Source organism: Bradyrhizobium algeriense (assembly GCF_036924595.1).
In the GTDB taxonomy this organism is placed as follows: domain Bacteria; phylum Pseudomonadota; class Alphaproteobacteria; order Rhizobiales; family Xanthobacteraceae; genus Bradyrhizobium; species Bradyrhizobium algeriense.
The window spans coordinates 3,098,228-3,117,618 of sequence record NZ_JAZHRV010000001.1 but is presented as its reverse complement, the minus strand read 5'-3'; the positions used below and the strand labels follow the sequence as shown (position 1 = coordinate 3,117,618).

General features: G+C 62.6%; 15 protein-coding genes and 1 pseudogene. 6 read left to right on the top strand and 10 right to left on the bottom strand.

The genetic code is table 11. The annotated features are described in order from the left end of the window. Positions 1–7: 7 nt before the first annotated feature. Complete coding sequence (locus tag V1286_RS15420; RefSeq protein WP_108519394.1) at positions 8–1,183, bottom strand: two-component system sensor histidine kinase NtrB; 1,176 nt, start codon at positions 1,181–1,183, stop codon at positions 8–10. Continuing rightward, positions 1,180–2,181 carry a tRNA dihydrouridine synthase DusB gene (dusB, locus tag V1286_RS15415; RefSeq protein ID WP_334489686.1) on the bottom strand — a complete coding sequence of 334 codons (1,002 nt, stop codon included), beginning with the start codon at positions 2,179–2,181 and terminating at the stop codon, positions 1,180–1,182. The genes V1286_RS15420 and dusB overlap by 4 nt, the downstream gene beginning before the upstream one ends. 286 nt (positions 2,182–2,467) lie before the next feature. Between dusB and V1286_RS15410 the strand changes: the two genes are divergently transcribed. Both V1286_RS15410 and V1286_RS15405 read left to right on the top strand, forming a co-directional pair. Continuing rightward, positions 2,468–3,649: a bifunctional 2-C-methyl-D-erythritol 4-phosphate cytidylyltransferase/2-C-methyl-D-erythritol 2,4-cyclodiphosphate synthase gene (locus V1286_RS15410; protein ID WP_334480735.1), complete on the top strand. Its 1,182-nt coding sequence runs from the start codon at positions 2,468–2,470 to the stop codon at positions 3,647–3,649. Between the two features lies 1 nt (position 3,650). Beyond that, positions 3,651–4,253 carry a CinA family protein gene (locus V1286_RS15405; RefSeq protein ID WP_334480733.1) on the top strand — a complete coding sequence of 201 codons (603 nt, stop codon included), beginning with the start codon at positions 3,651–3,653 and terminating at the stop codon, positions 4,251–4,253. A gap of 8 nt (positions 4,254–4,261) precedes the next feature. Here the strand turns inward: V1286_RS15405 and V1286_RS15400 are convergent, their stop codons facing one another. From V1286_RS15400 to lipA, 5 genes are all read right to left on the bottom strand, one after another. Then, positions 4,262–5,935, bottom strand: coding sequence for a thiamine pyrophosphate-binding protein (locus tag V1286_RS15400; protein ID WP_334480732.1), 1,674 nt, complete (start codon positions 5,933–5,935; stop codon positions 4,262–4,264). A gap of 102 nt (positions 5,936–6,037) precedes the next feature. Next, on the bottom strand, positions 6,038–6,961 hold the full coding sequence (locus V1286_RS15395) for an NAD(P)-dependent oxidoreductase (protein ID WP_334480731.1): 924 nt from the start codon (positions 6,959–6,961) through the stop codon (positions 6,038–6,040). A 64-nt stretch (positions 6,962–7,025) separates the two neighbouring features. Continuing rightward, complete coding sequence (locus tag V1286_RS15390; RefSeq protein ID WP_334480730.1) at positions 7,026–7,508, bottom strand: type II toxin-antitoxin system RatA family toxin; 483 nt, start codon at positions 7,506–7,508, stop codon at positions 7,026–7,028. Further along, the gene (locus tag V1286_RS15385; RefSeq protein WP_334480729.1) at positions 7,508–8,044 is read right to left on the bottom strand and encodes a P-loop NTPase family protein; all 537 of its coding nucleotides are present in this window, start codon (positions 8,042–8,044) and stop codon (positions 7,508–7,510) included. Before V1286_RS15385 ends, V1286_RS15390 begins: the two co-directional genes overlap by 1 nt. A 15-nt stretch (positions 8,045–8,059) precedes the next feature. Continuing rightward, a complete protein-coding gene (lipA, locus tag V1286_RS15380) occupies positions 8,060–9,019 on the bottom strand; it encodes a lipoyl synthase (RefSeq protein ID WP_334480726.1) in 960 nt (319 codons plus the stop codon). A gap of 135 nt (positions 9,020–9,154) precedes the next feature. Here lipA and V1286_RS15375 point away from each other — a divergent pair, with 135 nt between their 5' ends. The 3 genes from V1286_RS15375 to V1286_RS15365 all read left to right on the top strand — a co-directional run bounded on the left by V1286_RS15375 (position 9,155) and on the right by V1286_RS15365 (position 12,414). Continuing rightward, positions 9,155–9,760 (top strand): DNA-3-methyladenine glycosylase, encoded by a 606-nt coding sequence (locus V1286_RS15375; protein WP_334480724.1) that lies wholly within the window; start codon positions 9,155–9,157, stop codon positions 9,758–9,760. 1,131 nt (positions 9,761–10,891) lie between these two features. Beyond that, entirely contained in the window at positions 10,892–11,341 is a 450-nt protein-coding gene (locus V1286_RS15370; RefSeq protein WP_334480723.1) for an ester cyclase, read from the top strand. 128 nt (positions 11,342–11,469) lie between these two features. After that, a complete protein-coding gene (locus V1286_RS15365) occupies positions 11,470–12,414 on the top strand; it encodes an alpha/beta hydrolase (RefSeq protein ID WP_334480721.1) in 945 nt (314 codons plus the stop codon). Between the two features lie 452 nt (positions 12,415–12,866). Here V1286_RS15365 and V1286_RS15360 read toward each other — a convergent pair. Next, positions 12,867–13,034 (bottom strand): annotated as a pseudogene (locus V1286_RS15360) (VOC family protein); the annotation flags it as partial. Positions 13,035–13,595: 561 nt separating this feature from the next. On the opposite strand from V1286_RS15360, the gene V1286_RS15355 reads away from it, so the two are divergent. After that, entirely contained in the window at positions 13,596–15,902 is a 2,307-nt protein-coding gene (locus tag V1286_RS15355; RefSeq protein WP_334480720.1) for a glycoside hydrolase family 113, read from the top strand. Positions 15,903–15,946: 44 nt separating this feature from the next. On the opposite strand, the gene V1286_RS15350 is transcribed toward V1286_RS15355, so the two are convergent. Together V1286_RS15350 and V1286_RS15345 are read right to left on the bottom strand one after the other, a co-directional pair. After that, entirely contained in the window at positions 15,947–16,333 is a 387-nt protein-coding gene (locus tag V1286_RS15350; RefSeq protein ID WP_334480719.1) for a VOC family protein, read from the bottom strand. 169 nt (positions 16,334–16,502) lie between these two features. After that, the gene (locus tag V1286_RS15345; protein WP_334480717.1) at positions 16,503–19,367 is read right to left on the bottom strand and encodes a valine--tRNA ligase; all 2,865 of its coding nucleotides are present in this window, start codon (positions 19,365–19,367) and stop codon (positions 16,503–16,505) included. Positions 19,368–19,391: the final 24 nt, after the last annotated feature.

The following is a 19,391-nucleotide window of genomic DNA, read 5'->3' as shown; positions in this document are numbered from 1 at the left end:
TTATTCCTCATCTTGCGTCCTGTGAGGCAGGCGGCAGCGTACCCGGAACGCCGTCGCGGTTGCTTTGGTCGAACTGTTTGGTGGGATTGAACATCGGCATCAGCACGCGGAACGTGGTCTTCCGCGGCTGCGATTCGCATTCGATGATGCCGCCGTGATCGCCGACGATCTTGGCAACCAGCGCCAGGCCGAGCCCGCTGCCGGTTTGCTTTGTCGTCACGAAGGGATCGAACAGGTTCGGCAGCAGGTCTTCCGGCACGCCGGAACCGTTGTCCTTAACGCAGAATTCGAGCGGCAGCGACACCCGCGATTTCTTGCCCGGCACCGACAGGCGGACGCCGGGACGGAACGCGGTGGTGAGCTGGATTTCTGCGTCCGAGCCGAGATCGGCCACCGCTTCAGCGGCGTTCTTCACGAGATTGAGGAACACCTGAATGAGCTGATCCTGATTGGCCAGCACCGGAGGCAGTGACGGATCGTAGTCCTCGATAAAGCGGATGTTGCGGGCGAAGCCGGACTGCGCCAGCCGCTTGACGTGGTCGAGCACCGAGTGGATGTTGACCGGCCCGCGCGCCACCGGACGGTCGTCGCCGAACACTTCCATGCGATCGACCAGGGTGACGATGCGGTCGGCCTCGTCGCAGATCAGCCGCGTCAGCATGCGGTCTTCGGATGAGGCCGCCTGCTCCAGCAATTGCGCCGCGCCGCGGATACCCGACAGCGGGTTCTTGATTTCATGCGCCAGCATCGCGGCCAGCGCGATCACCGAGCGCGCCGCGCTCCGGTGGGTCAACTGCCGGTCCATCTTGTCGGCGATGGTGCGCTCCTGCAGCATCACGACGATGTGGCCGGGCCGTTCGGTGAGCGGGGCGACGTGGAGGTCGACCTGGCGATCGCCGCCGATGCGGGGCGTACCGAGATCGACCTTGTATTCGTTGACGGGCGAGCCGCTCGAGCGCACCTGGTCGATCAACGCCAGCAGCGGACTGCCGAACGGCACCAACTCCTTCAGCGACTGTCGCCGCAAAAATTGCGTCGAAATCTCGAAGAAGGATTCGGCGGCGATATTGGCGTCGACGATGCGGCCGTCGGGCGCCACCAGCAGCACCGGGTTCGGCAGCGCGTTGAGGATGGCCTCACTGTCGGTGGGCACGGCGCGGCGGTGTTCTGCGACTGAACTCATGCAGCAGCACTCCATGCGAAATCGTCGAACGCGTCCTGCAACGATCGGTGCACCCGGTGCGGATCCTCGGACGTCAGAATCTTTTGCCGCCAGCCCTTCAGCGTCTCCGCGGGCGCGCGACTGCACTGCGCCGCGATCTCCAACGCCCAGCCGAGATGCTTGCGCGCGTGCTTGAGCCCGATGCGCAGCCCGTAATGGCTGCAGACCTCGTCGTAGAGCGCGCGCACATGCGCGAGTTGTTCGGCGAGCGATGGTGCGGTCTCCGCCTGTCCGGTTTCGAGCCGGCGGCCGATCTGCCCGGGCAGCCACGGCTGGCCCTGCGCGCCGCGCCCGATCATCACGGCGTCCGCCCCTGACACTTCCAGCGCCTGAACCGCCTTCTCGAATGAAGTGATGTCGCCGTTGACGACGAGCGGCACGGAGACCGCGTCCCTGACCGCGCGCACGGCGGCCCAATCGGCTGTGCCCTTGTAGAACTGACAACGCGTGCGCCCATGCACGGTAATCATCTGCACGCCGGCGCCTTCTGCACGGCGCGCCAGTTCGGACGCGTTGAGCGAGCGATCGTCCCAGCCGAGCCGCATCTTCAGCGTCACCGGAACTTTCACCGCCGCGATCGTGGCTTCGATCAGCGTGAGCGCATGATCGAGATCGCGCATTAGCGCCGAACCGGATTGACCACCGGTGACATGACGTGCCGGACAGCCCATATTGATATCGATGATGTCGGCGCCGGCCGCTTCCGCAATCCGTGCGCCCTCCGCCATCCAATGCGCCTCGCAACCCGCGAGCTGAACGACGTGCGCTCCGACGCCGGCTGTCTCGCAGCGCAGAAGCGACATCGGCCTGCCGTGCACGAGTTCGTCGCTGGCGGTCATCTCTGAGACGACCAGTCCGGCGCCGAGGGTGGCGGCAAGGCGTCGAAAGGGAGCATCAGTGACGCCGGACATCGGCGCCAGGAGAACCCGGTTGGCGATAGCAATCTCGCCTATTTTCAACGGCTTAGTACGTGAACTTTCCGGGCCGGTCACGGCGTTCTCATGGTTGGGGCGGCGGCGTCATTGCAACCGTCGGCGCATATTGTGAGCACAAATCTTGGGCAGTCAAGCTTCTTGCCTACACTTTAGACAGATCTATCATTTGTGCAAGTGCACTGCAACAAAAACCGCTTTTCCCACAGGTGATGCGAATCACTCTGTTTTCCGTATTCGGCATGGTAAGGGCTGTGCGCCAGCGCGGCCTGAAGCCCCTCCTCAACCCTGAATCGTTCGTATTTGAGTCCAGATGCCCAGACCTGAGCGTACCGCAGCCATCCTCGTTGCCGCCGGACGCGGGCTTCGCGCCGGCGCCGGGGGACCGAAGCAATATCGCGAGATCGGCGGACAGACGGTGATCTTCCGCGCGATGGAGGCGTTCTGCCGGCATCCGGACGTCTTTGCCGTACAGCCGGTGGTGAATCCCGATGACGCCGCGATCTTCAACGCGGCCGTCGCGGGACTACGCCACCAGCCGCCCACCAATGGTGGCGCGACACGTCAAGCCTCGGTGCATGCTGGGCTCGAGGCGCTCGCGGCCGAGAGGCCCGATATCATCCTGATCCACGATGCCGCACGGCCCTTCGTAACGCCTGCCGTGATTTCGCGCGCGATCGATGCCGCCGGCCGCACCGGCGCGGCGGTCCCTGCGATCCCGGTCACAGACACGATCAAGCAAGTCAGCGATACCGGCAATGTCGAGGCCACGCCCGAACGTGCACGGCTGCGAATCGCGCAGACACCACAGGCGTTTCGCTTCGATGTGATTCTCGATGCGCATCGCCGCGCGGCGCGCGACGGCCGCAGCGATTTCACCGACGATGCGGCGCTCGCCGAATGGGCGGGATTGACGGTAGCAACCTTTGAAGGCGATCCTGCGAACATGAAACTGACGACGCCTGAAGATTTCATCCGCGAGGAAGCCCGCCTCGCCGCCCAGCTCGGCGACATCAGGACCGGTACCGGCTACGACGTACACGCCTTTGGCGATGGGGATCATCTCATGCTTTGCGGTGTCCGCGTGCCGCACACCCGCGGTTTCCTCGCCCATTCCGACGGCGATGTCGGCCTGCACGCCCTGGTTGACGCCATCCTCGGCGCGCTGGCGGACGGCGATATCGGTTCGCACTTTCCGCCCACCGATCCGCAGTGGAAGGGTGCCGCGTCCGACAAATTCCTCAAATATGCCGTCGACCGCGTCACCGCGCGCGGCGGCCGGATCGCCAATCTCGAAGTCACGATAATTTGTGAACGCCCGAAGATCGGGCCGCTGCGCGATACCATGCGCGCCCGCATCGCCGAGATCACAGGTCTGAACATCTCACGCGTTGCGGTGAAGGCAACGACCAGCGAACGGCTCGGCTTTACCGGCCGCGAGGAAGGCATCGCCGCCACCGCGAGCGCCACCATCCGTCTGCCCTGGGGCGAGTAGCATGAGCGGCAGCGACGCGCGCGCCCTCTCCCGCTCGCTGCTCGATCTGTGCCGGATGCGCAAGCTGACGATTGCGACGGCGGAATCCTGTACCGGTGGCCTGGTCGCCGGCGCGCTCACCGACATTCCCGGCTCGTCAGATGTGATCGACCGCGGTTTCGTCACCTATTCCAACGACGCCAAGCGCGCGATGCTCGGCGTCAAGGCCACGACGCTTGCGACCTTCGGCGCCGTCAGCAAGGAAACCGCAACCGCGATGGCGATCGGCGCCCTGGAAAAAGCCGGCGTCGATCTCGCGGTATCCATTACCGGTATTGCCGGCCCCGGCGGCGCCACGCCGGGCAAGCCGGTCGGCCTGGTCCATTTCGCGGTCGCCTCGCGCGATGGAAAAATACTCCACCGCGAATTCCGTTTTGGAGCCATTGGCCGCAGTACCGTGCGCCAGCGCTCCGTGGTGGAAGCGCTGCGCATGTTGATGGAGCTGGCGCGCGGCCCGCAGCCGCCGGTCAAGCCGCGACGCGAAACGATGAGCCGGCTGCGCCCACGGGTGGCGCGTACGCCGCGGCGCAGCGCCGTCAAGCGACGCCGGCCGGCGCGGACCTAAGGCCAGTATCAGCGCTGCGCAGCCAACGCCTTGGCGCGCGTTTCGCTCAGCGAGCTTGCCGGCGTCAATGCTTCCGGGCTGATCGAAAGCTCGATGATGGCCGGAAGTCCGCTTGCCACGGCTTCGTCGAAAGCCCGTGCGAAGTCTTCGGTGCGCTCGACCTGCGCACCGAAGCCACCGCACGCGCGCGCCAGCGCCGCGAAGTCGGGGTTGGCGAGATCGGTGCCGGAGACACGGCCGGGATAGGTCCGCTCCTGATGCATCCGGATGGTGCCGTACATGCCGTTGTTGCAGACGATCACAATCAGCGGCAGCCGGTTTTCGACCGCCGTCATGAACTCCATCCCCGTCATCTGGAAGCAGCCGTCGCCGGCAAACGCGATCACCGTGCGCTCCGGATGCAACTGCTTGGCGGCGACGGCCGCAGGCAGGCCGTAGCCCATCGAACCCGAGGTCGGCGCGAGCTCGGTACGATATTGCCGATAGCGCCAGAACCGGTGCACCCAGACGGCATAATTGCCGGCGCCGTTGCAGATGATGGTGTCATGGGGCAAGCGATCGCTCAAACCGCGCACGATCCGCGAGAGCTGGACATCGCCCGGCGAGCGCGTCGGCTCGGCAAAGGCGAGATAGTCGGCATGCGCTGTCTTGACATAGTCGGCGCGCGATCGATGCTTCGGCTCCAGCCGCTTGACCGCCGCCGCGAAGGCCGCGCTGCTCGCGACCACGCCGAGCGTCGGCGAATAGACACGGCCGATCTCTTCGGGATCGGGATAGACGTGAACCAGCGGCTGCCTTGGCTTCGGAATATCGAACAGCGTGTAGCCGGATGTGGTGGCCTCCCCCAGCCTCGCGCCAAGCGCAATCACCAGATCGCTGTTGCGGATCCGGTCGGCAATCTTTGCGTCGAGGCCGATGCCGACATGGCCGCCATAGCAGGGATGCAAATTATCGAAATAGTCCTGGCAGCGGAACGAAACGCCGACAGGCACTTCATGCGCCGACGCAAACGCCTCGAGATCGCGGCGCGCCTGTTCGCTCCATCCGCCGCCACCGACGATCACGAACGGCTTCTTCGCCTCCGAAAGCAGCGCATGGAACTGCCGCAGGGTGCCGTCGTCAGGCGCGATCGGAAGCGGCGTATAGGGCGGCGCATCCGGCACTTCGGCGGTATCGGTGAGCATATCCTCAGGCAGCGCCAGCACGACCGGGCCGGGACGGCCCGAGGTCGCGGTGAAGAAGGCGCGCGAGATGAACTCCGGTATCCGCCGCGCATCATCGATCTGGGCCACCCATTTCGACATCGGCCCGAACATCTGGCGATAGTCGATTTCCTGAAACGCCTCGCGCTCCATCATGTCGCGCCCGACCTGACCCAGCAAAAGGATCATGGGCGTTGAATCCTGAAATGCGACATGAACGCCGGCCGACGCATTGGTCGCGCCGGGCCCCCGGGTGGCGAACGCGATACCCGGGCGGCCCGTCAGCTTGCCATAGGCCTCCGCCATCATGGCGGCGCCGCCTTCGTGCCGGGCGTTGATGAAGCGCACGCGCTGGCTCTGGTACATGCCATCGAGGGCGTCCAGGAAGCTCTCGCCGGGCACCCCGAACACGGTGTCGGCGCCGTGCAAGGCCAGTTGCTCGATCAGAATATGGCCACCGGTTCGAAGATTTGCGTCCATTCGCCTTATCCTTCGGTTACGGAATTACGGATTTGGGACCGGCTTAAAGAATGGCGTCGGCACCAGCAACCGGTTTTCCTGCAAGATCAGATATGCCGCCGGTCATTTTCCTTGTTGCTGGTCTTTCGGCCCTACCCGCGCCTCCACGCCGGTCACGGTCTCATAGGCCTTGATGACGGCGGTGCAGGACTCGCCGTCATGCCCGAGCAACGCCGCCTGCCGGTAGGTCTGGTGCACCGCTTCCGCCATGAACCCGGGCAGGCCCGCCTCCTCCAGCCAGCGCGCGTAATATCGGACGTCCTTGCGGGCGTTCGCCAGCGACATCAGCGGGGTGAAGTCGCCATCGAGGGTTGCCTGGCCATAGAGATCGAGCATGCCGCTCCTGGCGCCCGCGGCCGAGATGATGTCGATCACTTGCGAGAGATCGAGCCCGTCCTTGGCGGCAAGCGCAAACCCCTCGCACCATGCCGCCACATTGGCGAAGGCGATATAATTGTGAATGAGTTTTATGCGGATGGCGTGCCCGAGCGGGCCGATATGGAAGATGTTTTCGGCATAGAGCTCGAAATAGGGCGTGAGGTCGTCGAGCAGGTCGCGCTCGCCGCCAAACAGTACGTTGACCTTGCCGATGTCGGCGTGCTTCGGGGTCCGCGTCATCGGCGCCTCGGCGTAGCGTCCGCCGGCCGCGCGCACCATGCGGTCGAGCTTCGCGACCATCTGCGGGCTGCCGGTGGTGTGATCCACGATGATGAACCCTGATGCCGGACCGGCCAGCAATCCGTCGCCGGAGATCAACAACGCCTCGACATCCTCGGCTTCGTTGACGCAAATCATGATGATACGGCAGCTATCGCGAATCTCCTGGAGATTGCCGGCCGCCGTCGCACCAAATGATCTGGCAACCGCTACCGCCGCAGGATTGAGGTCGTAGGCAGTGACCGCCACGCCCTTGGCGACGAGGTTCTTGACCAGGCCGCGCCCCATCCCGCCGAGGCCGATAAAGCCGACGCGTTCGAATGTCGTCATCTCAGGTCTTTCATTGCTCGAGGATTTGTTTAACTGGGGAGGCTCGGCCGGCCTCGCGGGACGTCTAGCCGGCTTTCGTCGGCCCTGCCGCCCCACCTTTCCCGTAAACCGCATCCGCCCGCTTTTCGAACGCGGCGGCAAAGCGCTGGAACGCGGCGTCGAACATCGTGCCCATCAGCATTGCAAGCATCCGGCTTCTGAATTCATAGGACAGGAAGAACCCGACATCGCAGTCGGTTTCGGACTTTGGCTCGAACGTCCAGCGGTTTTCGAGGTTGCTGAACGGGCCCTTCAGATATTCGACCATGATCTTCAGGTTCGGCCGATCCAGCGTCACCCGGCTGGTAAAGGTTTCCCGCACCAGTTTGAACGATACGGTCATGTCGGCGACGATGATTTCGGTGCCGTCCCCCCTCAGCGTGTGCTGACGTATCCTCAGCGACTGGCACAACGGCACGAATTCCGGATAGCGCTCGACATCGGCAACCAGATCGAACATCTGCGACGCGGTGTGATGAACCCGGCGCTTGCTGGAAAAGCGCGGCATCAGTGGATACTCGCCTGGCTCTGCCTGAGCGCGATTTCGTTCAGATAGTCGTTCGCCTGCATCCGGTCGGTGAAGCAGACCAGCGATTGATCGGCGCGCAGACCCCCAAAATAGTCCAGGAGTTTCGGCCGCTGTTGTCGGCGATAGGTCCAGACATAGCGAAGGAATTCGAAGTCGATTTTCTCAGGGCACCCCTCGCCCATCTCCGGCCTGACGCGGCCGTAGCTCCGCGCGATCCGCGTCACGATGCCGAGCATGCAGGTCCTGCGCGGCAGATCGAACCAGATCACGGTGTCGCAAGCGTCGCGGCGCAGTTCGACCAGATGCGAGGGGAAATTCCCGTCCATGATCCAGCGCGGCTGGAGTGCCACCTCGGTCAAGCGCTCGCGAAACTCGGTCTTGTCGGAGGCGACCCAGCCGGGTTTCCAGTACAGCGCATCCAGCGAAACGAAGGGAATGTCTGTCATCTTCGACAGCCGTCGAGCAAATGTCGACTTGCCGGACCCCGACGATCCCATGACAAGAACACGTTGCATTGGTCCGATCCGAGGCTAGCGGGCTCGCGCGAGGCGCGCCGCCTGCAGCTTGGCGAAATCCTCGCCCGCATGGTGCGAGGAACGGGTCAGCGGGCTCGCCGACACCATCAGAAACCCCTTGGTGTAGGCGACCTTCTCATAGCCCGCGAACTCTTCCGGGGTCACGTAGCGCATGACGGCGTGATGCTTGCGGGTCGGCTGCAGATATTGCCCGATGGTCAGGAAATCGACCTCGGCCGAGCGCAGATCGTCCATCACCTGCAGCACTTCGTGTCGCTCCTCGCCGAGGCCGACCATGATGCCTGATTTGGTGAAGATCGTGGGATCGATTTCCTTGACCCGCTGCAGCAGCCGGATCGAATGGAAATAACGCGCGCCGGGGCGCACCGTGAGATAGCGCGCCGGGACGGTTTCCAGATTGTGGTTGAACACGTCGGGCTTGGCCGCCGCGACCACTTCGAGCGCGCCTTCCTTGCGCAGGAAGTCGGGCGTCAGGATCTCGATGGTCGTGGTCGGGCAACGCGCGCGGATCGCGCGGATGGTCTGCGCGAAATGCTCGGCGCCACCGTCGGCCAGATCGTCGCGATCGACCGAGGTGATGACGATATGGGCGAGCCCGAGCTTGAAAGTGGCCTCCGCGACGTGTTCCGGCTCCGCGGCGTCAAGCGCGCCGGGCATCCCGGTCTTGACGTTGCAGAACGCGCAGGCTCGCGTGCAGGTATCCCCCATGATCATGAAGGTGGCGTGCTTCTTGTCCCAGCACTCGCCGATGTTCGGGCAGCCGGCCTCTTCGCACACCGTGACGAGGCCGTTCTCCTTGACGATCTTCCTAGTGTCCGCATAGCCGCGGGTGTTCGGCGCGCGCACCCTGATCCAGTCAGGTTTGGGCGGCGACAGCGCATCCGGCCGGTTCACCTTTTCGGGGTGACGCGGGCGCACCTGATTGACGGAAACGGTATCGACGAGGACGACCATGTTAAGTCCGAAAATTGCGAGAAACCCTAGCTAATCCGTGTCGCCGCCAGCTGCAACCCAGCCCTCGCCGAACCTAGCAGAAACGTGCAAGATATCAGCGCTTTTCACCCGTTCCGCCGTGATTCCCACCTGAAAATGTCTCAAAATCCGAAGCCGGCCGATGCCGCCGCCCCTCGCCTCGGCAAGCTGCTGAAGCGCTCGTTTTTTAACCGCAGCGTGCATGAGGTGGCGCCCGACCTGATCGGGGCGACGCTTCTGGTCGACGGCGTCGGCGGCATGATCACCGAGGTTGAGGCCTATCACCATCTGGACCCGGCCGCGCATTCGTTCCGCGGGCCGACACCACGCAACCGGATCATGTTCGGCCCGCCGGGCTTTGCCTATGTCTACCGCTCCTACGGCATCCACTGGTGCGCGAATTTCGTGTGCGAGGCGGAAGGCTCGGCCAGCGCCGTGCTGATCCGCGCGCTGCAGCCGACCCACGGGGTAGCTGCGATGCGCCGCCGCCGGGGCTTGCAGGAGGAACGCGCGCTGTGTTCGGGGCCTGGCAAACTCTGCGAGGCGCTGGGCATCACGATCAAGCACAGCGAATTGCCGCTCGATCAGCCGCCGTTCGCGCTGCATGCGCGGCTCGGCAAACCCGAGATCGCCGCCGGGGTGCGGATTGGAATTACAAAAGCGGTCGACCTGCCGTGGCGCTACGGACTGAAGGGATCGAGGTTTTTGAGCAAGCCGTTCTGACAATTGGAGCATGAGCCTATGCTACCGGGAGGTGTCATAACCGACGCAAACGCGGGGTATCCAGTACGCCGCGCCCTCTCCACGTCATTGCTGTCGAAGCGAAGCAATCCATTCTTACTTCCTTTGCGGCACGATGGATTGCTTCGCTTCGCTCGCAATGACAGCTGACACAGTTTCGCGTTCTCGCGGCACGATGCACCCGAGGCTTGCTTGAAGTTTACCCCCGAAAGTGAGAGGGCACAGGGAATGCCGGGTGCCGGCTAGCACCCGCGATCTCGTGTGCAAGATGCACTCAAGAATGCGCACACGAGCATACAGGTACAGCCGGAGCAGCCCGGCATTCCCTGCGCAATGGTCTTACGGCTTATGCCGCGCTCTCCCTGGAGACGAATTCCTCTTGCCTCCATCGCCGACGAATTGACGGTTCGCATCGCCCGGTTGAGCTTTACAAACCTTCGCCGACTTGACACCAGCCACGGGCGTCAGGACCACACGGTTTTGCCGTACGCAGCTTCCTCCGCCAAACCATCCAGCCAGCCAGTGCCGCCGGCCAAACTTCTGACGAAAGCGCTTAAGCGCCGTTCGTCTGCGCGTCGTGCTCGCTCACGGATAACCGCCCTGCGAACCTGTTTCGCGCCTGACGCTGCCGCGTCCACCGCAACCCGTCCCAACGTTCGTGACGATGGCCAACGCCCCTCTTCTCGGGACGGGATGGCGGGGGTTGTAGGGGTGATTTGGGTCTAGCGCGAAGCGGAATATTTTTGCGGCCGAGGCTGGACAGGGCAAATCAGCTTGAAGTTGCAGGAGAAAATCGCGCATTGGCGCAGCGGCGCGGACCTATGATTTCGACTGCCTGTAGCAAGTAAGCAGCCCGCATGAGCATAGAGACATCGAGCGCAAGAGGCAGCGCCTTCTCAAGCCTGCCTGTAATTTCAGCGGACTGCTTCTCCCGAAAGATAGCGAAAATTCTTCCGCGTCGGAAAACGGGTGGTTGGAACATCAGTCGTGCACTAGGTGAGAAGACGATGCCACGCGGCAAGAATTTGAACGCGGATCTGAGTTTACCGCTGAAGGCCGCGGCGCACGTTTCGCTTACGAAGCGCGGCGCACACAATGGAGAAGGAGTTGCGAATGTCGAAGGAAGAGGAAAACAAAGCTATCGTGGGCCGCTGGTTCAAGGAGTTCTGGGGCAATCCTTGGAACCCCGATATCGTCGACGAGCTGGCTGCGCCTGGCATGCTGTTGCAGTATTCACTGCATGAACCGCGCCGTGGTCGCAAGGATGTGAAGGAATTCATGATTGGATTCCGCAATGCGTTTCCCGATCTGAACTTCTGGGGCGCCGCGGAGTTGATCGCGGAAGGCGATTACGTCGTCGGTCGCTGGGAAGGCGGCGGCACACACACTGGCTCCGCTTTCGATGACTTCATCATCGGATCATTGCCGGCAGCTTCCGGTCGGAAAATGCGCTTCACCGGAATTACCGTGCTCCGCGTCGAGAACGGCAAAATCGCGGAAGAGGTCGGCCTGGACGACGGCGCGACCGCCCTGCAGCAGCTCAACATCTTGCGTGCGGCCTGATCAATCGTGATGGTCGTTTCTGACGAGGTCGGAGACACCCATCCAGAAACGAGTCGGACCGGGGTTATTCCCGGTTCGATTCGCCGCCTGGCCGCAAGCCGTTACTAAAATCAAGGAGGACAAGTTCAATGAGTATGACTCGCAAGGACTTAACGTTCGCCTCCGGCCAGGATGCATGCGCTGCGTGGTTTTACCCGACCGCGGCTGACCAGGGTGCGAGACCTATCATCGTCATGGCCCATGGATTGACCGGCACACGCCGAGACCGTCTTGGCGCGTTCGCCGAACGGTTTGCGGCCGCCGGCATCGCGGCGCTCGTTTTCGACTATCGAGGTTTTGGCGACAGCACGGGCGAGCCGGACCTGTACGAACCTTCTCGTCAGTTGGATGACTGGCGCGCCGCCATCGCATTTGCGCGCTCTCTGCCCGATATCGATGGCGAACGGGTGGCGACGTTCGGCTCCTCGTCGGGCGGGGGCCACGCGCTTACCGCTGCAGCGGCGGATCCTAAGGTGGCCGCGGCGATCAGCCAGGTTCCGATGCTCGACAGGAACACCCAGTCCTACAGCAGACCTCCGCACGTCGTGAAGGAAATGAAGGCGGCGGCGGCCGATGGTCGCTATTTGCCTGCGGTTGGTCAGCCCGATCAGGCAGCGCTCATCAGCGCGCCCGGAGCCGAGGTCGGTTGGCGTCGTGTCGTTGCAATCGGCGAGGAATCCCGATGGCGGAATCGAGTCTCGGCGTCTTGGCTGCTAGGTCCTCCATATAGTCCAATCCAACATGCCGCCTCGCTGCATTGTCCCTGGCTGGTTTGCGTCGGTGCGGACGATCAGGTTGCCAAGCCGGGGCCAGCAATTGAGGCCGCGCGCCAAGCCCCGAAAGGTGAACTCCGCCTCTATCCAGGCGTCGATCATTTCGACATCTACGACGGGCCGCCCCACGAGGCAGTGGTCGCGGACGAGATCGAGTTTCTTTACCGCCACCTTCTGGGCCGAAGCCTCTGCGGAACAACTAAAGCAGCGTCGGAGTTGCCGCGAGTTCATTTACCCGCGTTGACCTCGGAAAACCCATGAGATGGATAAAAAAAGCATCCTGGGAATGGCGACTCTTGGTCACCTAACGGCCAATGAACCGGCGGCCGCTGACGTCGGCTACAGGGGATAATGCGGACATGCGACTGGCGTTGTTCATGCCCATAGCATCATTGACGGGATTGACATCCCATCGACGGGAATTTAACGGCCGCCGGCGAGAGACCAATTATTCTCGCAAGAAGATGCCAACGAGCTCTCTCTGCGAATGCGTACCTCGGCTTTGCAGGCGTTGGCTTCATGACTTATCATCGGAAGTCCAAGTCTGCATTGATGACCGCCTGATATCATCAAGTCTGAATCGAAGAGCCGCCTTTGACCGGGTTCAAATAAGAACCTCGGACTGGTCAGGATCTAATTAGCCATACAAAACTGATGGGGATTAAAATGACAGCACGAAAGAGTCTCGCTGTGGGGGCGACGTGTTGCGCTTGCTACACCGCCTGGTGGCAGACCGCCTCGACCTTGTTGCCATCGGGATCCCTGAGGAATGCGCCGTGGTAGGCGGCATGATAGTGGCGCAGGCCGGGTGGGCCGTCATCGGTGCCGCCGGCAGCGATACCCGCGTGCCAGAACGCGTCGACCTCGCTTCGTGACTTCGCCTTGAGGCACCAATGCCGGCTGGTGGCTTCGTTCGGCCCCGCGCTCTTGTAGATGGCGATGTAGACGCGATCCGGATGGAAGTTGCGGTGACGGTGCACTCAATTGATCTCCTCGACACCGTCGCCACTCGGCAAGCGGAGAAATGGATTGCTTCGCTCCGCTCGCAATGACGGAGCTGGGCGACTATGACGCCATCTTCAGCAAGCGGCTCGCATGGCGAAGCGACTTGCGGGGCTAATCAGACCCGGATGTCGCTTCGCTCATCCGAGCTGCGCTTGCTACGCTCGAACTTCCCTTGCAAGCGTTTTCGGTTTGAGCAGAATCTGTAACGATGCGCTAACAACGAGCATCGCTTTTTCAACAGTCGCAACATCGACTCAATCCCGTCACGACACGCCCACGTTGAACACGTAAGTGTGGTCTGCTGTTTCGCTTTGCGCGAGTGAAGTGCTCACAAATTGTGCTGCGTCGAACGTGCGGAACATGCAGAGTGGTGAATTTGCGCAGACGAAGGAGCCACCAAACAGCAACAATAACTTCAAAAGAAGAGGAGCTGTACGATGGCGGGTGTATTTCCTGTTCAAGGATTTGGATTCCTTTCCAACTACAATGGTGCATTCGTCACCAGTTCCGCGTCCGCCGCCATGCAGGCGATCGCGAGTACCAATGCAAACTCGATCGAGCTCGCGCCGCGGCTCTTTATGGAGACCAGGACGTCGAATGATGTCTTCGCGGATCCCGGCAAGACCGAGAGCGACGCCAATATTCTTCAGGCTGCGGCAAATGGGGAGGCGCTCGGGCTCTCGGTTACGTTGAAGCCCATGGTCTCAGCCCTCGATGGTACGCTCGCATACGCACTTGTTCCGAGCGATCCCGCCGCCTTCTTTGCTTCCTACAAGAGCGAAATGATCCACATGGCAGAACTCGCCGAGCAGGCCGGCGTAACCATGCTCTCGATCGGCAATGAACTCGGCAAGCTCTCCGGACCCCAGTATCGAAGCTACTGGGTCGACCTCATCGATTCCATACGCGCCGTGTTCCATGGCGAGATCACCTATGCAGCCGCAACCGACGAAGCCATCAATGTCAGCTTTTGGGACAAGGTCGATGTCATCGGAATCAACGCCTATCCGCCGCTAACGACGACAACCGAGCCGACCGTCGAGGAGATGGTCGATGCGTGGAACAGCATGTCCACGGACGACTACTGGGCGAAGGCGATGAATCACATGTCGCCGGTCGATTTCTTCCATTCCCTCGCCTTGCAGTACGACAAGCAGGTGTTCTTCACTGAAACCGGCTATCGAAGCGTCGACGGAACCAATATCAGGCCGGGCGGCTGGGCCGAAGGCACGACGCAGGACCTCCAGGAGCAATATGACGCCTTCAACGCCTTCTTTCAGGTGTGGGGATCGGAAGGCGGAAGCTGGTTCAGGGGCGCGTCGATCTGGAACTGGGATACGAACAACAAATACTCGCCGATCGGCTACTCGCCCCAAGACAAGCCTGCGCAGCAGTTGATTACCGAATGGTACGGAGGTCAGCACCAGCCGCCCGGCCAGAATCTGACGGGGTCTCCGTCTGCCGATTTGATGGATGTCGGCGGCGGCAATGACGTGCTGTCAGGCGGGGTGGGCAACGACACGATCAAGGCAGACGGCGGCGACGACACCATTACCGGCGGCCCGGACACCATTCCGAAACTCACGGAGACCACTGTCACGGTGACGGGCTACAGCTCCGTCGTCGACGGCGTCGGCGCCAAAATGCAGCTCCTGATTAACGGGCAGCAGGTCGGCAACACCGTCGAGTTCCACGGCGCCACCGACGCATCGGGCTTCCAGACCTTCACATTCACCTTCGCCAACCCGGCGACAGTGTCGAGTCTTGATCTCGCCTTCATCAACGATGTTGCCAACGCCAATGGCGACCGCAATCTCTACATCAAGGACATTACGGTCAACGGCGAGCATCTTGCCGTCTCCGACGGCGTCAATCCAAGTTCGCCTGGAACCTGGAACCTCTATCAGAACAAGTCCATCCACTATGACATGACTGCTCACCAGGACCTGTTCTTCGGCTCGTCGACGGATGATGACATTCTTGACGGAGGTGCAGGCAAGGACGTGATCAGCGGCGGCGCTGGGAAGGACACGATCCAGGGCGGCGCGGGCAACGACACCACCACCGGCGGCCCCGGCGCGGACGTGATCCACGGCGGGGCAGACGACGACACCATCAACAGCGGCGCCGGCATCGCCACGGCGACGGACCAACTCTATGGCGACGACGGCAACGATATTATCAAGGCCAGCACCGGCGACACCGGTGCCCTGCTCGACGGCGGCGCCGGCAAGGACCAGCTTTACGGCAGCGGAGCGGCGAACGCCATGAGTGGCGGAGACGGCAACGACTATCTCTCCGGTGGCGGCGGACTGGATATCATGCACGGCAACGCCGGCGACGACCAACTGAAAGGCGGCACGGCGGCAACGCAAATGTTCGGCGACGAGGGCAACGATAGCTTGCAGGGTGGCACGGGCAACGAGTTCCTGTATGGCGGCAGCGGCAACGATCGGCTGATCGGTGGCGGCGGAAACGATTATCTGGCCGGGGGATCCGGCAATGATACATTCGTTTTCGCTGCGGGCTTCGGCAAGGACACGGTTGCCGACTTCCAGAACACCGATGGTGTGCAGGACATCCTTCAGTTCGACAAGACGGTGTTTGCCGACTTCAGCGCGCTGCAATCGCACATGGCCGAGGTTGGCACGAGCGTCGTGATTACAGTCGACGCCAATAATACGATCGAGATTCGGAACATGACGTTGAGCGAGCTCCGCGCCGGCGATTTTCTGTTCGTCTGAGGCTAGCCGAGGGTAAACGCCTGATCCCGACAACCATCGCGCGGCTAGCCCGCCCGATGGCACGCCGCCTCGACCTTGTTGCCGTCGGGATCGCGGAGGAAGGCGCCATAGTAGGCGGCGTGATAGTGGCGCAGGCCGGGTGGCCCATCGTCGGTGCCGCCGGCAGAGATGCCGGCGTGCCAGAACGCGTCGACCTCGCTTCGCGATTTCGCCTTGAAGCACCAATGCCGGCTGGTGGCCTCGTCCGGCTTCGCACCCTTGTAGATGGCGATGTAGACGCGATCCGGATGCTCCGCGTCAGCCCGTTCGCCATAGCCGAGCCAGCGGTCGCTTCTTCCGACCTTGACGACGTCGAGTGCTTTCATGACCGCGTCGTAGAAGCGCTCGGCAGCGGCGAAATCTGAGACTGTGATGGAGACGTGGTCCAGCATCGATCGGTCCTCGATGGTGACTGATGCTACCTCAGCCGTCATTGCCTGCGACAAACGCGAAGCGTTTGCGCAAGGGAGCGAAGCGACGAAGCAATCCATCTATCCGTTATGCCGCGCCATGGATTGCTTCGCTTCGCTCGCAATGACGGGGATGGTTCAGCGCCTTGAGTCAGGACGCCATCTTCAAGCGTTCCAACGCTTCCTGCAATTTCGCCTTTCGCGCCACCGCCGCCTCGCGTTTTTCCTTTTCCTCTTCGACGATCTCCTCCGGCGCGTTCGCCACGAATCTCTCGTTGCCGAGCTTGGCGTCGACGCGCTTGATGTCGGCGTCGGCCTTGACGATTTCCTTGTCGAGCCGCGTCTTTTCCGCGGAAAGATCGATCACGCCTTTCAGCGGCAGCGCCACCACCTCGCTGCGCACCAGCAACTGCACCGCGCCTTCCGGCGGGCGATCGGCAAAGGAAATATCCGCCAGACGCGCCAGGCGTTTCACGGTGTCGTTCCAGCGCTGCGCGCGCCCTTGGGTCTCCGTGGACGCACCCGAGAGCACCAGCGGGATCAAGGTGGCCGGCGGAATGTTCATTTCCGAGCGCACCGAACGGATGGCGGTGACGAGATCGACCACCCAGCCGATTTCAGCCTCGGCCGCGGGATCGCTGAAATCGCCGGCGTCGAGCGCGGCCATGACGGGCGCGATCAGCGGGTCGCCAGGTCCTGCCAGCGCCATCGAAGCGATCTGTTCCTCGGTCACCGCGCTCGCCTTGCGCGGCCATTCGGCCAGCACCAGGAGGCCGTCGCGCTTTGCCGTCACCGCCCAGAGCTCCTCGGTGATGAAGGGCATGAACGGATGCAGCAGCTTGAGGATCTCGTCCCGTGCCCAGGCGGTCATGGCGCGGGTCTCGGCCTTCGCGGCCCCCTCCTCGCCCATCAGCACAGGCTTTGCGAGTTCGACATACCAGTCGCAATAGACGTTCCAGACGAAGCGGTAGATCGCATTGGCTGCATCGTTGAAGCGATAGCCCTCGATCGCCTCGGTCACCTCGCGTGTGGCGCGCGAGGTCTCATGCGCGATCCAGCGGTTCAGCGTCTCCTTTGCCGCTCTCGGATCGAAGCCTGCGGGCTGCTCACAGCCGTTCATTTCGGCGAAGCGGCAGGCATTCCACAGCTTGGTCGCGAAATTGCGATTGGTTTCGACGAGTTGCGGCGACAGCTTGATGTCGTGGTTGTGGGCCGCGCCGCGCGCCAGCGCAAAGCGCAGCGCGTCCGCGCCAAAGTCGTCGATGACGCCGAGCGGATCGATGACGTTGCCTTTCGACTTCGACATCTTCGCGCCCTTCTCGTCGCGAACCAGGCGGTGGATGTAGACGGTCGAGAACGGCGCCTCCTTCATGAAGTGCAGGCCCATCATCATCATCCGGGCGACCCAGAAGAAGATGATGTCCCAGCCGGTGACGAGGACGTTGGTCGGGTAATAGCGCTTCACCTCCGGCGTTTCATCCGGCCAACCGAGCGTTGAGAACGGCCACAGGCCTGACGAGAACCAGGTATCGAGCACGTCTTCATCTCTGACGATGAATCCCTCGCGCTTGGCAGGGTCCAGCGCCATCTCGCGCCCCTGCTCTTCCGTGATGACTTCCTGCTCGACGTAGTAACCGAGCGCGTTGCCGACGGCTTCCTCTTCGGTCTCGGCAACGAACACCTTGCCGTCGGGCCCGTACCACGCGGGAATCTGATGGCCCCACCAGAGCTGGCGCGAGATGCACCAGGGTTGGATGTTTTCCATCCATTCGAAATAGGTCTTTTCCCAGTTCTTCGGCACGAAGCTGGTCGCGCCCGAGCGGACAGCCGCGATCGCCGGCTGCGCCATGGTCCTGGCGTCGACATACCACTGGTCGGTCAGATAAGGCTCGATGACCACGTTGGAGCGGTCGCCATGCGGCACCGCATGCGTGTTCGGCTCGACCTTCTCCAGGAAGCCGAAATCTTCCAGCCGCGCCACGATCTGCTTGCGCGCGGCGAAGCGCTCGACGCTCTGTAATTCTTCTGCAAACTGGTCCGCGCCCTCGGGCAATCCGCGCAGATAATCCTCATTGCCAACGAGGGCCATGCAGCCCTCGCGATCGAACACGTTGATCTGCGGCAGGCCGTGCCGCTGGCCGACCTCGAAGTCGTTGAAGTCGTGCGCCGGCGTGATCTTGACCGCGCCGGATCCCTTCTCCGGGTCGGCATAGTCGTCGCCGATGATCGGGATGCGGCGGCCGACCAGCGGCAGGATGACGTGCTGGCCGATCAGATGGCCGATCCGCTCGTTGTCCGGATGAATCGCAACGGCGGTATCGCCGAGCATCGTCTCGGGCCGCGTCGTCGCCACGACGACATAAGTCGAGGGATCGTCGGGGCTGAACGTCTTGCCCTCGATCGGATAGCGCAGGTACCAGAGACTGCCCTTGACCTCGACCTGCAGCACCTCGAGATCGGAGATCGCGGTCACCAGCTTCGGATCCCAGTTGACCAGCCGTTTGTCCTTGTAGATCAGGCCTTCGCGGTGCAGCTGGACGAACACCTTCACGACGGCCCGCGACAGGCCTTCGTCCATCGTAAAGCGCTCGCGCGACCAGTCGCAGGAGGCGCCCAGCCGCTTCAACTGGTTGACGATGGTGCCGCCGCTCTCGGCCTTCCACTGCCAGACACGTTCGAGGAATTTGGCGCGGCCCATGTCGCGCCGGTGCTCCTGCCGTTCCATCAATTGCCGTTCGACCACCATCTGGGTCGCGATGCCGGCGTGATCAGTGCCGGGCTGCCACAGCACGTCGCGGCCGCGCATGCGCTCGAAGCGGCAGAGAATGTCCTGCAGCGTATTGTTCAGTGCGTGGCCCATATGAAGCGAGCCCGTCACGTTCGGCGGCGGGATCACGATGGTGAACGGCGCGGCGTCCTTTCGTTCCGGGCGGCCGGCCTTGAACGCACCGCTCTCCTCCCAGATCCGGGACGTGCGGCTCTCGATATCGGCGGGCTGGTAGTTTTTCTCGATCATGGCACTGCAATTGGAGATGGTGGG

What these genes read in the sequence shown, in the direction of transcription:
- V1286_RS15420 (WP_108519394.1), bottom strand. Translation starts at nt 1,183, where the DNA reads ATGAGTTCAGTCGCAGAACACCGCCGCGCCGTGCCCACCGACAGTGAG.
- V1286_RS15410 (WP_334480735.1), top strand. Translation starts at nt 2,468, where the DNA reads ATGCCCAGACCTGAGCGTACCGCAGCCATCCTCGTTGCCGCCGGACGC.
- V1286_RS15405 (WP_334480733.1), top strand. Translation starts at nt 3,651, where the DNA reads ATGAGCGGCAGCGACGCGCGCGCCCTCTCCCGCTCGCTGCTCGATCTG.
- V1286_RS15400 (WP_334480732.1), bottom strand. Translation starts at nt 5,935, where the DNA reads ATGGACGCAAATCTTCGAACCGGTGGCCATATTCTGATCGAGCAACTG.
- V1286_RS15395 (WP_334480731.1), bottom strand. Translation starts at nt 6,961, where the DNA reads ATGACGACATTCGAACGCGTCGGCTTTATCGGCCTCGGCGGGATGGGG.
- V1286_RS15390 (WP_334480730.1), bottom strand. Translation starts at nt 7,508, where the DNA reads ATGCCGCGCTTTTCCAGCAAGCGCCGGGTTCATCACACCGCGTCGCAG.
- V1286_RS15385 (WP_334480729.1), bottom strand. Translation starts at nt 8,044, where the DNA reads ATGCAACGTGTTCTTGTCATGGGATCGTCGGGGTCCGGCAAGTCGACA.
- lipA (WP_334480726.1), bottom strand. Translation starts at nt 9,019, where the DNA reads ATGGTCGTCCTCGTCGATACCGTTTCCGTCAATCAGGTGCGCCCGCGT.
- V1286_RS15375 (WP_334480724.1), top strand. Translation starts at nt 9,155, where the DNA reads ATGTCTCAAAATCCGAAGCCGGCCGATGCCGCCGCCCCTCGCCTCGGC.
- V1286_RS15370 (WP_334480723.1), top strand. Translation starts at nt 10,892, where the DNA reads ATGTCGAAGGAAGAGGAAAACAAAGCTATCGTGGGCCGCTGGTTCAAG.
- V1286_RS15365 (WP_334480721.1), top strand. Translation starts at nt 11,470, where the DNA reads ATGAGTATGACTCGCAAGGACTTAACGTTCGCCTCCGGCCAGGATGCA.
- V1286_RS15355 (WP_334480720.1), top strand. Translation starts at nt 13,596, where the DNA reads ATGGCGGGTGTATTTCCTGTTCAAGGATTTGGATTCCTTTCCAACTAC.
- V1286_RS15350 (WP_334480719.1), bottom strand. Translation starts at nt 16,333, where the DNA reads ATGCTGGACCACGTCTCCATCACAGTCTCAGATTTCGCCGCTGCCGAG.
- V1286_RS15345 (WP_334480717.1), bottom strand. Translation starts at nt 19,367, where the DNA reads ATGATCGAGAAAAACTACCAGCCCGCCGATATCGAGAGCCGCACGTCC.